The following is a 14851-nucleotide window of genomic DNA, read 5'->3' on the forward strand; positions in this document are numbered from 1 at the left end:
GTTCCGGCGTCACCACTTGCCGGGCGCGTAGTCCTTCATGAAGACGCCGTACAGGTCCTCGCCCGCCTCGCCGCGCACGATCGGGTCGTAGACGCGGGCGGCGCCGTCGACCAGGTCGAGCGGGGCATGGAAGCCGGCCTCGGCGAGGCGCAGCTTGTCGTAGTGCGGCCGCTCGTCGGTGATCCAGCCGGTGTCGACGGAGGTCATGAGGATGCCGTCGGTGTCGAACATCTCCTGGGCGCTGGTGCGCGTGACCATGTTCATGGCCGCCTTCGCGGCGTTGGTGTTCGGGTGCCCCGCGCCCTTGTAGCCGCGGCCGAAGACGCCTTCCATCGCCGAGACGTTGACGACGTAGGCACGCTTGCTGGCCGCCTTCCTCGCGGCATCGGCCATGGCCGGGCGCAGGGCGCTGATCAGGATGAACGGCGACGTGTAGTTGCACAGCTGGGTCTCGAGCAGTTCGACCGGCGAGATCTGGTCGATGGTCTGCACCCAGGTGTTGGTGTCCACGACGTCCGGCACGAGGCCGCCGGCGTCGATGGCGGTGCCCTCGAGGTGCCGGGCGACGCTGGCGTTGCCCGCGACGAGGGCGAGGTCGGCGACCTTCTGCGCCTCCAGGCCGCTGGTGCCGGCGGGCAGCGCGGCGATGCCGTCGACGGCGCCCGAGTTGAAGGCGCCGATGACGCAGTGGGCCGGCAGCTCACCGGCGGGCAGCGGGGCGCTCTCGCCGTCGACGAGGGCCGCGTAGGCGGTGGGCAGCCGGCGTACGGTCTGCGTGGCGTTGTTGATCAGGATGTCGAGCGGGCCGGCCGCGGCGACCTGCTCGGCCAGGGCGACGGCCTGCGCGGGGTCGCGCAGGTCGATGCCGACGACCTCGAGGCGGTGGAGCCAGTCCGCCGAGTCCTCCATCGCCTTGAACCGGCGGATGGCGTCCTTCGGGAAGCGCGTGGTGATGGTGGTGTGGGCGCCGTCGCGCAGCAGGCGGAGCGCGATGTACATGCCGATCTTGGCCCGGCCGCCGGTGAGCAGGGCGCGCTTGCCGGTGAGGTCGGCACGGACGTCGCGCTTGGCCCGGTTCGTGCGGGCGCAGTCCGGGCAGAGCTGGTGGTAGAAGTAGTCGACCTCGACGTAGCGGCCCTTGCAGGTGTAGCAGGAGCGCGGGCGCTGGAGTATGCCCGCGATCTTGCCCTCCTCGATCCTGGAGGAGGGCAGCAGGCCCTCGGTCTCGTCGTCGATGCGCTCGGCGGAGCCGGTCGCGGTGGCCTCGGTGACGGCCTTGTCGTGCGCGGTCTTGGCCGCCCGGCGCTCCTGGCGGCGGCGCTGCTTGACCGTGCGGTAGATGTGCGAGGTGGCCCGGCGCACCTTGATCGCGTCGGGGTGGTCGACCTCGATGCCGTCCAGTTCCTCGAGCACGCTCAGGCAGACGGCCAGCCGCTCGGGGTCGATACCCGGCCCGTAGACCACCTCGTCCGTGGCCATGGAGACCATGGAACCGTCCTCTGTCACCGTCATCGCGCTGCCGCTTCCCTGATCACCCGCGCGGCGCGCCGACTCGCGCCCGCTTTCGAACGGGGAATTTTACGGAGCGGACGGGCTGCCCGCCAAACCCGCCGCAACCAGTGCCCGAGGCCGTGCGGTCGGTGACGCCGGGACGCGGCGCCGGACCCTGCCGCACCGGCCGCCGTCCGGCACACGACCCCGGCCCGAGCCCGGGGCCCGCCCCTCGGGCCGTCCCGGCGGCGCCGCCCGCGCCGAAGGTGCGGGCGGCCCGCGCGGGGCCACCCGCGACCGACGGCGAAAGCGGTGCGGGTGGCCGGGCGGGGACCCCTCAGAGCGCGCAGGCCGACAGCAGTGCTTCGATCTCGGCCGACACCGCGTGGGCGAACCGGTCCAGGTCCGGGACGGCCTGCGCGTCGGCGACCAGGCCGTAGTGCACGCGGCCGCGGTACGTCGAGATCGCCACCGCCAGGGACTGACCGGGGGCGAGCGGGGCCAGTGGATAGACCTCGGTCAGTTCGTGGCCGCCGAGCCTGAGGCCCAGTCCCGGCAGCGGCACGCTGGTGACCAGGATGTCGAACCACAGCCGCGCGGCCTGACCGACCAGGGGGCCGCCGAGCCGGTGGCCGAGGGCCGGGACATGGTCGGCGAGCAGGGCCACGGCGCCCGCGCCCCGGTTCGGCCCCGCGTCCTTGTTGCGGATCATCGCGGTGCGCACGGTGTCGAGGCGGCCGAGCGGGTCGGGCTCGCTCACGGGGAGCGGTATCAGGTAGCCGGAGAGCCGGTTGCCCTGTGGATGGGCGGCGCGCGGACGGCGCCGTGAGACGGGGATGAGGGCGCGAGGCGCCACACCCTTGGTCGACTCGCCGCGCTCCTCCAGCCAGCGGCGCAGCGCACCGGCCACCACGGCGATGAGGACGTCGTTGACCGTGCCGCCCACGGTCTTGCGCACACGGTGCACGTCGTCGATGTCGACGACCACGCCGGCGGTGCGGCGGGTGCCGCTCGGGGCCGAGGCCAGCGCGGAGGAGGGCCGCATGCCGAGCGTGGAGCGGGCGAGGGAGGCGCCGATGTCCAGGGCCCGGCCCGCGTCGGACAGGGCGCCCCGGACCAGCCCGGGCAGCAGACCCGGCAGCCGCCGTACGTCGGGCAGCAGAGCGCGAGGCGGTTCGATGGCGCGCGGCGCCCGCTCGGGCAGGTCCATCGGGTCCAGGACCCCGGCGGCGAGCTTCAGCGCGCGCAGCCCGTCGGCGAGGGCGTGGTGGAACTTGAACAGCACCGCGAAGGACATCCCGTCCTCGCCGGGCAGCACATGTGCCTCCCACGGCGGCCTGCCCCGTTCCAGCGGACGTTCCATCAGCCGGCCGGCGTCCGCGTGGAAGTCGGCGGTCGGGGCGTGCAGGCGTACGTGGTTCAGCGGGTCGAAGTCCGGATCGGTCTCGCGGACGGCGGCGCCGAAGGCGAGCGGTTGCCACACGTCGCGGATGCGCAGGCGGAGTCCGGGTACGGCGGCGGCGCGGGCGGCGAGCAGGTCGGCCGCGTGGGCGCCGGCGGTGGGCGAGTGGGCGCCGAAGACGCCCAGCGCGCCGAGGTGCATCGGATGCCGGTCGGACTCGATGTTCCAGAACGCCAGGTCGAGGGGAGCGAGCAGATCGGAAGTCAAGGGCTTGCCTCACGCATCGACGACGGGTGGATGTGCAGTCACTCGCAGTCAATCTCCGACACCCGATTACGGTCAAGTACGATCGTGCTACGCACAGTTAACGGCAGATTAAGTCCCGCCCCTCACTCAGGGGCGGGACCATGGAATACGCGGGATCACCTCAGCACGGGCTGCGCCGCCTCGGGTGACGTACCCCACTCAGACGGGCGCGAGCCGACCGTGAACGCCAGTGAGCGCATCGAGCGCAGCGCGCCGTTCGTCACGTAGGTCCGCCCGAGTGCGTGGCCGTCGGTGCGCACGGACTGGATGTAGCGGTCGGCGGCCGAGGTGCCGGGCGCGGCGATGGTCAGCCCGCCGCTCGGCCAGTAGCGGCGGTCCAGGGTGAGGTCGACCCGGTCGAAGACGGGGGTGGACAGGCCCCAGGTGCCGTAGCCGGGCTGGATCGGGAACAGGCCGATGGACGACAGCACGTTCCAGGCGGACATCGTGCCCAGGTCGTCGTTGCCGGTCATGCCGGTGGGCCCGTCGGTGAACAGGGTCAGGGCGGCGTGGACCACGTCGGTGGTCTTCCAGGGCTGGCCGGTGGCCAGGTACGTGTAGGGCGCGATGAGGTCGGGCTCGTTCATCGGGTTGTACTTGTCGGCGTTGTAGTAGGCGTACGCGTCGCCGTGCACCCACGCCTCGCGGGCGGCCTTCGCGGGGTCGTCGAGCAGCCGGTCGTAGGCGAAGAAGGAGTCCAGCCGGTCGTTGGCCGCGCGCTCGCCGCCGATGAGCTTCACCATGCCGGGCACGTCCTGCGGGACGAGCCACTGGTACTGCCAGGCGGTGCCCTCGTGGAAGCCGGTGCCGCGGGCCGGGTCGGCCGAGCCGGTGAAGGCACCGGAGGCGTCGCGGGCCCGGAAGAAACCGGTCGCGGGGTCGAAGATGTTCCGGTAGCTCTGCGCCCGGGCCGCGTAGCGGGCGGCGTCCGCGTCATGGCCGAGACCGCGGGCCATCTGGGCCAGCATGGCGTCGGCCAGCGCGTACTCCAGGGTGACGGAGGCGCCGTGGTGGTAGTCGGAATCGCCCATCTTGGCGAGCGGGCGCTTCTCGACGTAGGGGGCGAAGCCGTGCGCGAGGTACTCGGCGTTGGCCTCCCGGCCGATGCCCGGGTTCGCGGCGGGCGGGACGCCGTCGGCGTTCTTCTTCAGCGCGCGGTAGGCCCGCTCCTCGAAGCCCTTCAGCAGGCCCGACTGGTAGGCCGTGGTCAGGAACGGGGTGACCGGGTCGCCGCTCATGACGTTCGTCTCGACCGGGCCGTAGCCCCACTTGGGCAGCCAGCCGCCGTCCTCGTCGATCGCGACCACGGAGCGGGCCATGTCCCGCGCCTCGCGTGGCGCGAGCAGGGCGAGGAGCTGGGCCTGGGTGCGGTAGGTGTCCCACAGCGACCAGTTCTGGTAGTACGTGTAGCCGTCGGCGTGGTGGGTACGGCGGTCCCAGCCGAAGTAGCGGCCGTCGGTGTCGCCGCCGATGTTCGGCGCGAGGAACGACCGGTACAGCGAGGAGTAGAAGGTCCGGCGCAGCGTGCGCGTGCCGCCTCGCACATGGACGCCGGCGAGCCGCTTCTCCCACTCCTCCCGGGCCCGCTCGCGCACGGTGTCGAAGGACCGGCCGCCCTCGGCGGCGAGGTTCCCGGCCGCGCCGCGCGCGTCGACGTACGACAGGGCGGTGGTCGCCTCGACGGTGCGGTCCTTGCTCGTGTCGAAGCGCACGTAGGCGCCGCCGTGGCCGCGGCGGGAGCCCGGGCTGACGCTCTGGCCGTCCCAGGTGCCGTACGCGGTGAAGGGGCGGCTGAACCGGGTGATGGTGTAGACGGTGTAGGGGCCGGTGTCCCGGCAGAAGCCGTGGCCGGTGATCTCGCTGCGCACGGTGTGGTCGTCGAGGATCTCGACGCCGGTGGAGACCGCCTTGTGCAGCGACTGGGCGGCGTTCAGCAGGACGTTGGCCTTCCGGGTGGCGGGGAAGGTGTAGCGCTGCACGCCGGTGCGCTCGGTCGCGGTCAGCTCGGCACGGATGCCGGAGGACAGGCCGACGCGGTAGTAGCCGGGGCTCGCCGTCTCGTCCTGGTGCGAGAAGCCGGCGGCGTACTTGGTGTAGTCCGTCTGTGTCACGTCGCCCGTGGTCGGCAGCACGGGCAGGTCACCGCCGATCTGGCAGCCGACACCCGAGAGATGGACGAGGGAGAAGCCGCGGATGCGGTTCTGCGTGTAGTCGTAGCCGGTCATGTGCCCGGTGTCCGGGGAAAGCTGCACCATGCCGAAGGGCACGGCCGCGCCGGGGAAGGTGTTGCCCTCGTTCTGGCTCCCGATGAAGGGGTTGACCAGGTCGGTGAGGTGGCCGTCGGTCCGCTCGGCGGCCCGTGCGGCGGGGGTGGCGATCAGCGTGGACGCTGCCATCACCCCGGCCAGGCACAGCCGTGTGCGCCGGGTCCCTCTCATGTCGGATGACCTCCGCAGGTTCGACATCGTTCCCTGCATCCTGAGGGGCGAACGACGCAAACCCGGGCATTCCAAGGGTGTTGGGCATGCCGCGTCGCGCGAAGGTGAACGCGGGCGAGCGGTGACGGGCCCTCAGAGCGGGAGTCCGAAGCCCTCGTCGCTGCGGGCGAAGCCCAGCGCGGTGCAGAAGCGGTGCGCGTCCTTGCGGCTCTTGTCGCCGGTGAGCTGGACGAGCCCGCAGCCGCGGGTGCGGGCCGGGTCCCGTTCGATCGCCGCGAACGCACGCTCGTGGTCTTCGGTCACCTCGACCGCCGCCGCCCCCGCTCCTCGTCGGCGAGCAGGGCGAGGACGGCGGGCAGCTCGGCGCAGGTGGCGGGCCTGAACTCACAGGCGGAAGGGGCGCGGCGGAACCTCAGCCTCAGGCGCTCGAACGACCGCTCGCCCGAGGTGAGTTCCCCGGGCGGGCCTCAGGTCACCCGCTGCCCCTTGCCCAGGGCGATCACCCCGCCCGCGGACACCGTGTACAGGTCCGCGTCCCGTTCCGGGTTGACGCCGATCGTCGCGCCGGGCGGGACGTCCACGTTCTTGTCCAGGACGGCACCGCGCACCACCGCGCCACGGCCGATGCGCACGTTGTCGTGCAGCACCGAGCCCTGGACCACCGCCCCGGGGTCGACCCGTACGCCCGGGGACAGCACGGAGCGGGTGACCTGACCGCGGATCAGGCACCCCGCGCTGATGATGGACTCGCTCGCGATGCCGCCCGCACTGAACCGGGCGGGGGAGAGCTGGCCCGAGTGGGTGTAGACGGGCCACTGCCGGTTGTACAGGTTGAAGGCGGGGCGTTCGGCGATGAGGTCCATGTGCGACTCGTAGTAGGCGTCCAGGGTGCCCACGTCCCGCCAGTAGCCCTGGTCGCGGGTGGTCTCGCCGGGCACGTGGTTGTCGCGGAAGTCGTACAGCTGGGCCTCGCCGCGCGCGGTGAGCTGGGGCAGGATCGAGCCGCCCATGTCGTGCACGGACTGCTCGTCCTCGGCGTCCCGCTGCAGCGCCTCGACGAGGGCCTTGGTGGTGAAGACGTAGTTGCCCATCGAGGCGAAGACGGTCTCCGGGTCGTCCGGCAGCCCCGGCGGATCGGCGGGCTTCTCCAGGAACCGCCGGATCGTCCGGCCGTCCGAGCCCGGTGTGATCACCCCGAAGGCCGAGGACTCCGCGCGCGGCACCCGGATGCCGGCCACCGTCACCCCGGCGCCGCCCTCGATGTGCTGCGCGACCATCTGCCTCGGGTCCATCCGGTAGACGTGGTCGGCGCCGAACACCGCGACGTACTCGGGCCGTTCGTCGTGGACGAGGTTCAGGGACTGCAGGATCGCGTCGGCGCTGCCCAGGTACCAGCGCGGGCCGAGGCGCTGCTGGGCCGGGACCGGGGTGACGTAGTTGCCGAGCAGGCTGGACATCCGCCAGGTCGTGGTGATGTGCCGGTCCAGCGAGTGCGACTTGTACTGGGTCAGCACGCAGATGCGCAGCACGTCGGCGTTGACGAGGTTGGACAGGACGAAATCGACGAGCCGGTAGGTGCCGCCGAAGATGACGGCCGGTTTGGCACGGTCGGCGGTCAGCGGCATCAGGCGCTTGCCTTCCCCGCCCGCCAGTACGATCCCGAGTACGCAAGGCCCTCCACGACGCATGGCCGCTCCCCTCACCCTGGTTGACCCATGGCTGCCCCGAGCCCGGCCGGACTAAGCCCGCTTGAGGATCTCCTCGTACAGCAGCGCGGTGCGCCGGGCCACCGCGTCCCAGCCGAACTCGCCCACGGCGCGCGCCCGTCCGGCCTCCCCCATCCGGCGGGCGGCCGCCGGATCACCGAGAACCTCGTCCAGCGCCCGGGCGAGGCCCGGCTCGAAGTCCTCGCCCGGGTCCACCAGCAGGCCCGTCCTGCCGTCGTCCACCACTTCGGGGATCCCGCCGACCCGGGAGGCCACGACCGGCGTACCGCACGCCATCGCCTCCAGGTTGACGATGCCGAGCGGCTCGTACACCGACGGGCAGACGAACACGGCGGCGTGGGTGAGGAGTTGGATCACCTCCGCGCGCGGCAGCATCTGCGGGATCCAGAACACGCCCTCGCGGGCCCGGCTCACCTCCTCGAACAGCTCCCGGAACTCACGGTCGATCTCCGCGGTGTCGGGGGCGCCGGCGCACAGCACGACCTGGGCGGCCGGGTCGATGTCCCGGACCGCGCGCAGCAGATGGGGCACGCCCTTCTGGCGGGTGATGCGGCCGACGAACAGGGCGTACGGGCGGGCGGGGTCGATGCCGTGCCGTGCGAGGGCGCCGGTGCCGTGGTCCGGCCGGTACAGGCGGGTGTCGATGCCGTTGTGCACGACGTGGACGTTCGACGGCTCCAGCGACGGGTAGCAGGCGAGGATGTCCTCGCGCATGGCGCCCGAGACGGCGATGACGGCGTCGGCGGCCTCGAGGGCGGTGCGCTCGGCCCAGCCCGACAGCGCGTACCCGCCGCCCAGTTGCTCCGCCTTCCACGGACGCAGCGGCTCCAGGGAGTGGGCCGTGGCCACGTGCGGAATGCCGTACAGCAGCTTGGCGAGGTGGCCGGCGAGGCCCGCGTACCAGGTGTGGGAGTGGACCAGCTCGCGGCCCTCGAGGGCGGCGGCCATCGACAGGTCCACGGAGAAGGTGCGCAGCGCGTCGTTGGAGCCGTCGAGCGCGGACCAGGGCCGGTGGCGTACGACACCCACCCCGCGGCCCTCGCCCCAGCAGTGCACCTCCAAGTCCACCAGGGCGGCCAACTCCCGTGCCAGGAACTCCACATGGACTCCGGCGCCGCCGTACACGTCCGGGGGGTACTCCCGGGTCAGCAGTCCCACTCGCACCCGACAACCCCCTGGTCTCGTCGGCAGGTCCCTTTCATGGTCGCCCGGATGCGGCCTGTGGGGAAGAGTGCGGCGGCCGGGTGAAGCAGCAGTCGCCGCAGAGCCCGCCACCGGGCACCCGGTAGTACAGACAGCAGCTGCGGCGGCGGAACGCGGCACCGGTGCGGGTTCCGGTGGAGCGCAGGAGGGGGTGGGCGAAGAGTTCGTCCGTCAGGCTGCGGGCCCGTTCGGCGACGTCGCCGCGGCCGTGCGCCCGGGCCCAGCGGTCCAGTTCCCGGGCCGCCCCGGCGAGCGCGGAGCCCGCATTGCCCCACAGCAGTCCGGCCGCGACGCCGTAACGGGCCCTCAGGCCTTCCCCCAGGGGGGCCAGATGCCCGTACAGCACGCCCGAGACCAGGTCGGGGTGCCCGGGCAGCGGGCGCACTTCGGTCAGGAGCAGGTCGCCTGGGGCCGATGCCCGCACGTCCCAGCGCAGCAGGCGGGGATCGAGGTCGGGCAGCCTGCCGTACAGAGCGGCGCAGCCGAGCGAGACGGACCACAGCCGGGCGGCCAGTGCCTGCTGCGCGATGGAGGCGGCGACCCGCGGCTCAGGGGCGCGCAGCCGCTCCGCGACCAGGGCGACACGCGAGGCCAGCGCGTCGCCGTGAGCGTCCGCCGCCGCCGTCGCGTAGCTCTGCGCGAGCGTCGGCAGCGCCGCGGGCACCGGACCCGCCGCAGCCATGGCGGTGCGCAGGACGAAGAAGCCGCCGAGCGGGCGGAGGGCGGAGAGCGCGGCATCCGGATCGAGGTCCACGACAGGCAGTAGTACCAGGCGCACCCGCCGCAAGGATGATCAGGTCACCGCCGTACTCCATCGGCAGTAGGACGCATTGCGTGCTCAGGGACGACGACGGGAAGTGCACGGACGGGCAGAGTGTTGGACATGGATGCCGTCCGTACGCCGCACCGGGCACAGAACCCCCGTCTCACGCAGGGGAGACGCCGATGAGCGCTCTCGCGCTGTCCGTGCTGTTGTCGGTCGTGTCCGCCCTCGCCTACGCGGGCGGCGCGATCGTGCAGGAGCAGGTCGCGGTGTCCTCTCCCGACAGCACGTACATGCCGCTGCGCCGCCCGAGTTGGTGGGGGGCGCTGGCGCTCAACGGTCTCGGCGGCGTGCTGCACGTGGTCGCGCTGGCCTACGGCCCGCTCAGCCTCGTCCAGCCGCTCGGCGCGCTGACCATCGTCTTCGCGCTGCCCATGGCGGCGCTGTTCGTCGGCCGCCGGGCCGGGGCGACCGCCTGGCGCGGTGCCGTCATGGCCACGGTGGGCCTCGCCGGCCTGCTGTCGGTGGTCGGTTCCTCCGACTCGCACTCCCTCGACACGGCCCAGCGGGTGGCGGTCGCGCTGGTCACCGGCGGCGCGGTGGCGGCGCTCACGGTCGCGGGGCTGGCCGCGCACCGCCATCCGGCGGTGCGCAGCGTGCTGATCGCCACCGCCTCCGGCATCGCCTTCGGCATGTCGTCGGTGTTCACCAAGACCGTCGCCGAGGACTGGACCCACGGCGTCGACTGGGGCGATGTGCCCTCGCTCGCCGTGATCGGCCTGTTCGCGGCCGCGGGTGTCGTGCTGTCCCAGGCCTCCTACCGCGGCGGCGGCCTCGCCGCCCCGCTGGCCACGCTCACCGTGGTCAATCCGGTGCTGGCGGCCGCCGTCGGCATCCTGATGTTCGGCGAGACGTTCCGCTACGGCGACCTGGGCACCCTGCTCGCCGTGACCTGCGGGGTGGTGGCGGCGGGCGGTCTGGTCATGCTGACCACGGAGCGGATCGAGCGCACGGGGACGTCCGCCGCGACGGAGCCCGCCGCGCCCGCCGCGGACCCGGCCGCCACCGTGCCGGAAGCGCTCTCCGGCCTGCCGCAGCAGCGCGTCGCGGCCCCGGCCGAGGCCGAGCGGCCCGCGACCGTCCAGGACGGCGGCGGGCTCGGCCAACCGGCCCTGCGCGACCTGTTGTCACCGCCGCCGGGCGACGGCCTCGAGCGGGCTCCGGGCGGCGGCCCGGGGCCCGCCACGGGTGGCGGCGGGCCCGAGGCCGAGGGCGGCGAACCGGCCGCCCTCCGGGTGCGCGCCGTGCCGTACACGGCGATCTTCGCGAGCGCCCTGCTGCCCCTGCCCGTCCTGGACAGCGGCCGTACGCGCGTCAGATCCTGACGCCGCCGGCCCGCAGATAGGCGAGCGGGTCGATGTCCGTACCGAAGCCGGGTCCGGTCCGCACCTCGAAGTGCAGGTGCGGGCCGGTGACGTTTCCGGTGGCCCCGGAACGGCCGATGCGCCGGCCGGCGTCGACGCTCTGCCCGATCCGTACGGAGATGGCCGACAGGTGGGCGTACTGGGTGTAGCGGCCGTCGGCGTGGCGGAGCACCACCTGGTAGCCGTAGGCGCCGCCCCAGCCCGCGGCCACCACCTGCCCGGCCTCGGCGGCCTGCACGGAGGTACCGGTCGGCACGAGGAAGTCGACGCCGGTGTGGTAACCCTTCGACCAGTGCGAGCCGGCCACGTGGTAGCCGGTGCCTATGGGTGCGTCGACGGGAGCGACGAGCGTGCGGCCGGTGCTGCCGGTCCGGTGCGGTGCGGTCTTGTGCCCGGACTTGTGTCCGGTCTTGTGTTCGTTCTTGTGCGCGGCTTTGTGCTCCGAAGGAGCCTCCCGCGTCGGGGACTTGGTGCCGGGGGCCGCCATGCCGTGCAGGCTGAGCCGCTGGCCCGGCAGGATCAGGTCGGGGTCGGCGCCGATCGTGCGGCGGTTGCCGGCGTAGAGCCCGCGCCAGCCGCCGCGGACATGGTGCTCGTCGGCGATACCGGAGAGGGTGTCGCCGTGCACCACCGTGTACATCTCGGCCCGGCCGGCCCGGGACTGCGGGGTGGTCTGCGGCCGTACGTCCGCTGCGGAGGTCTTCTCCCCGGCCGGTACGGGCCGGGTCGCGGCGCCGTCCGTGTGCACACCGGGGCCGCTGTCGCCGCGGGTCAGTCCCGCCCGCACCGAGCAGACCGGCCAGGCACCGGGCCCCTGCCCGTCGAGGACCTGCTCGGCAACGGCGATCTGCTGGTCTGGGGTCGCGAGGTCGGCGCGCGGCGCGTACCGGGTGCCGCCGTAGGCCTCCCAGGTGGACCGGGTGAACTGCAGCCCGCCGAAATAGCCGTTGCCCGTGTTGATGCTCCAGTCGCCGCTGGACTCGCAGGCGGCGACCTTGTTCCAGGTGGAGGCGTCAGCCGCGTCGGCCGTGCCGGCGGCGACCAGCGGGATCGCGAGTCCGGCGCCGCCCGCCGTGACCGTGAGTGAGGCGCGGTTGATCCTGTTCGGCTGGTACCGGCGATGCCGGCCGCGTACGGCCATGTCCGATGTCCCCTCGGCATGCGTCAGGAGGGGCAAAACTAAGCGCCCCGAACAGGCCATGACAAGACGGAAATCCGGCCTCTCGCATCACCCAACTGGCTGGGACCGGCCGCTTCTTGACGTGATCCACACAGGACTGAGGCATCCGGTGCCGTCGACGCGTACTCAAGCCTGGCGGGTCTGATGTGCGCTCGCCACGGTGGCACGTCAGGATGGGCGAGGACCCGTACTGACGGAGCCGTAGTCACGAGGCAACCAGGGAGCAGGCGGCATGAGCACTTCAGCGCAGATCGGTGTCACGGGCCTCGCGGTCATGGGGCGCAACCTCGCCCGGAACTTCGCCCGCAACGGCTACACGGTCGCCGTGCACAACCGTACGGTGTCGCGGACGAAGGCGCTGGTGGAGGAATTCGGCACCGAGGGGGACTTCATCCCGGCCGAGACCGCCGAGGAGTTCGTGGCGGCGCTCGAGCGCCCGCGCCGACTGGTGATCATGGTCAAGGCCGGTGCGCCGACGGACGCGGTGATCGAGGAGTTCGCGCCGCTGCTGGAGCCCGGCGACATGATCATCGACGGCGGCAACGCCCACTTCGCGGACACCCGGCGCCGCGAGAAGGCCATGCGCGAGCAGGGCATCCACTTCGTCGGCATGGGCGTGTCCGGCGGCGAGGAGGGCGCGCTGCACGGGCCGAGCATCATGCCGGGCGGCCCGAAGGAGTCGTACGACTCGCTGGGCCCGATGCTGGAGAAGATCTCCGCGAAGGCGAAGGACGGCGCGCCCTGCGTGACGCATGTGGGCCCCGACGGCGCCGGGCACTTCGTGAAGATGGTCCACAACGGCATCGAGTACGCCGATATGCAGCTGATCGGCGAGGCCTACCAGCTGCTGCGCGACGTCGCCGGGTACTCCCCCGCCGAGATCGCCGGCATCTTCCGCACCTGGAACCAGGGCCGGCTGGACTCGTACCTGATCGAGATCACGGCCGAGGTGCTGTCCCACGTGGACGCGGCCACCGGCAAGCCGTTCGTGGACGTCGTGGTCGACCAGGCCGAGCAGAAGGGCACCGGCCGCTGGACGGTGCAGATCGCCCTCGACCTGGGCGTTCCGGTGTCCGGCATCGCCGAGGCGGTCTTCGCGCGCTCGCTGTCCGGGCACGCGAAGCTGCGTGCGGCCTCGCAGGGACTCGCGGGCCCGAAGGCGACGCCGCTCGGCAAGGCGGAGGCGCAGGCCTTCGCCGACCGGGTGGAGCAGGCGCTGTACGCGTCCAAGATCGTGTCGTACACGCAGGGCTTCCACGAGATCTCCGCGGGCAGCGAGGAGTACGGCTGGGACATCGACCTCGGTGCGGTGGCCTCGATCTGGCGCGGCGGCTGCATCATCCGGGCGGCCTTCCTGGACCGCATCCGCGCCGCGTACGACGCCCGCGCCGATCTGCCGAGCCTGCTGTCGGACGAGACGTTCGCGCGGGAGATCGCGGGCGCACAGGACGACTGGCGCGAGGTGGTGATCGCGGCGGTGCGGCAGGGTGTGCCGACGCCGGGGTTCTCGGCGGCGCTGGCGTACTACGACGCGCTGCGGGCAAAGCGCCTTCCGGCGGCTCTGACGCAGGGGCAGCGGGACTTCTTCGGGGCGCACACGTATCGGCGGGTGGACCAGGACGGGGCGTTCCACACCCTGTGGGGCGGTGACCGCTCGGAGGTCCCCGCGTAGTCGGCGCCCCTGAAAATCCTGAGAATCCGGCGCTCAGCGCCGGATTCTTCATGTCAGCGGCGGACCGGGCTCGGGGTTCGGTGCCGGCTCGGGGCCAGGGGGGATCGGGGACGGTGACGGTTCCGGTGGGACCGGGGCCGGAGGTGGCGGGGGTGGTGGGGGCTGGGGCCCCGGCTCGGGCGGGGTGGGGCCGGGCGGGGGCTGCGGGGGTGGGACCGGGGTCGGGTAAGGGTCCGGTGTCGTCATGGGATCCTCCGGGCAGCGCGGGACGTCGTCGGCTCAATGGACTCATCCCACGCCTGCCCGGTGCCACCCCCCTCACTCACCCGACAGGGCGAGCGGTGTGCTCAGAAGCGGCCGGGGTGGTCCCGCAGCCACTGCTTCGCGGCCGACAGCAGCTCCGGGCCGGCCGGCGGGGCGGCCTCGGGGTGGCGTTCGGCCCACTTGACGACGTACGGGCACAGCGGGGCCACCGGGACGCCCTCGCGCTCGGCGAGGGCGTACAGCTCGCGGGCGAGGGAGCCGGCGATACCCTTGCCCTCATGGGCGGGCTCGACGACGGTGTGGACCGGGACCAGGGCGCGCTCGGGCGCCTCCAGTACGAAGTACTCGATACGGCCGACGACTTCGCCCTCGCCGACGGCCTCCAGGCGGCCCGCCGCCCGGTCGTCGCGGATCTCGATCTCGCTCATGGGCTCACACGCTCCTGGTCTGGTCCTTGCCCGGGGGCCGGTCCGGTCAGGCCGGGCGGGCCTGCGGGCTGCGCTGCTGGTCCGTGCCGGGCACCGGCTCGGACGGGTCGGCGCCGAGGGACACGATCCGGTTGCCGGCGTCGACGTGCACGACCCGCGGCTGCAGCTCCCGCGCCTCGGCGTCGGTGACCTGAGCGTAACTGATGATGATCACGAGGTCCCCGGGGTGCACGAGATGGGCGGCCGCGCCGTTGATCCCGACGACCCCGGACCCGCGCTCGCCCTCGATGACGTACGTCTCGAGGCGGGCACCGTTGGTGATGTCGACGATGTGCACAAGCTCGCCGGGCAGCAGGTCGGCGGCGTCGAGGAGGTCGGCGTCGATGGTCACCGATCCCACGTAGTGCAGGTCGGCCTGGGTGACGGTGGCCCGGTGGATCTTGGACTTGAACAGAGTGCGCAGCACTTTGGACTCCTAGAAGACGGCTCCCTGCCTGCTTTGTGCAGGTCAAGGGCAGTTTTCACTCTACACTGGCACGCGTCGGACTCGAAG

Annotated in this window: 12 protein-coding genes; 2 read left to right on the plus strand and 10 right to left on the minus strand. The window is 72.7% G+C overall.

The window, feature by feature from the left end; translation table 11 throughout:
• Positions 1-9: 9 nt before the first annotated feature.
• From A6P39_RS08055 to A6P39_RS08085, 7 genes are all read right to left on the minus strand, one after another.
• Positions 10-1512, minus strand: a complete 1503-nt coding sequence (locus A6P39_RS08055; protein ID WP_067043116.1) for an SDR family NAD(P)-dependent oxidoreductase — start codon at positions 1510-1512, stop codon at positions 10-12.
• A 316-nt stretch (positions 1513-1828) separates the two neighbouring features.
• On the minus strand, positions 1829-3160 hold the full coding sequence (locus A6P39_RS08060) for a wax ester/triacylglycerol synthase family O-acyltransferase (RefSeq protein WP_067043113.1): 1332 nt from the start codon (positions 3158-3160) through the stop codon (positions 1829-1831).
• Between the two features lie 155 nt (positions 3161-3315).
• Positions 3316-5637, minus strand: coding sequence for a GH92 family glycosyl hydrolase (locus tag A6P39_RS08065; protein ID WP_067043110.1), 2322 nt, complete (start codon positions 5635-5637; stop codon positions 3316-3318).
• 132 nt (positions 5638-5769) lie between these two features.
• The gene (locus A6P39_RS08070; RefSeq protein WP_234378807.1) at positions 5770-5940 is read right to left on the minus strand and encodes a hypothetical protein; all 171 of its coding nucleotides are present in this window, start codon (positions 5938-5940) and stop codon (positions 5770-5772) included.
• Positions 5941-6104: 164 nt separating this feature from the next.
• Positions 6105-7325: a glucose-1-phosphate adenylyltransferase gene (glgC, locus tag A6P39_RS08075; protein ID WP_067043107.1), complete on the minus strand. Its 1221-nt coding sequence runs from the start codon at positions 7323-7325 to the stop codon at positions 6105-6107.
• A gap of 51 nt (positions 7326-7376) precedes the next feature.
• Positions 7377-8528, minus strand: a complete 1152-nt coding sequence (glgA, locus tag A6P39_RS08080) for a glycogen synthase (protein ID WP_067043104.1) — start codon at positions 8526-8528, stop codon at positions 7377-7379.
• 34 nt (positions 8529-8562) lie between these two features.
• Entirely contained in the window at positions 8563-9321 is a 759-nt protein-coding gene (locus tag A6P39_RS08085; protein WP_067043167.1) for a (2Fe-2S)-binding protein, read from the minus strand.
• Positions 9322-9512: 191 nt separating this feature from the next.
• Between A6P39_RS08085 and A6P39_RS08090 the strand changes: the two genes are divergently transcribed.
• Positions 9513-10715 (plus strand): DMT family transporter, encoded by a 1203-nt coding sequence (locus A6P39_RS08090; protein ID WP_067043101.1) that lies wholly within the window; start codon positions 9513-9515, stop codon positions 10713-10715.
• Here A6P39_RS08090 and A6P39_RS08095 read toward each other — a convergent pair.
• Complete coding sequence (locus A6P39_RS08095) at positions 10705-11895, minus strand: transglycosylase family protein (RefSeq protein WP_067043098.1); 1191 nt, start codon at positions 11893-11895, stop codon at positions 10705-10707. The two genes, A6P39_RS08090 and A6P39_RS08095, sit on opposite strands and share 11 nt — an antisense overlap.
• 271 nt (positions 11896-12166) lie before the next feature.
• On the opposite strand from A6P39_RS08095, the gene gndA reads away from it, so the two are divergent.
• A complete protein-coding gene (gene gndA / locus A6P39_RS08100) occupies positions 12167-13606 on the plus strand; it encodes an NADP-dependent phosphogluconate dehydrogenase (RefSeq protein ID WP_067043095.1) in 1440 nt (479 codons plus the stop codon).
• Positions 13607-13953: 347 nt separating this feature from the next.
• On the opposite strand, the gene A6P39_RS08105 is transcribed toward gndA, so the two are convergent.
• Positions 13954-14298 (minus strand): GNAT family N-acetyltransferase, encoded by a 345-nt coding sequence (locus A6P39_RS08105; protein ID WP_067043090.1) that lies wholly within the window; start codon positions 14296-14298, stop codon positions 13954-13956.
• A gap of 46 nt (positions 14299-14344) precedes the next feature.
• Positions 14345-14764: an aspartate 1-decarboxylase gene (panD, locus tag A6P39_RS08110; protein WP_067043087.1), complete on the minus strand. Its 420-nt coding sequence runs from the start codon at positions 14762-14764 to the stop codon at positions 14345-14347.
• Between the last annotated feature and the right edge of the window lie 87 nt (positions 14765-14851).

It is taken from the genome of Streptomyces sp. FXJ1.172 (assembly GCF_001636945.3).
Classification (GTDB): domain Bacteria; phylum Actinomycetota; class Actinomycetes; order Streptomycetales; family Streptomycetaceae; genus Streptomyces.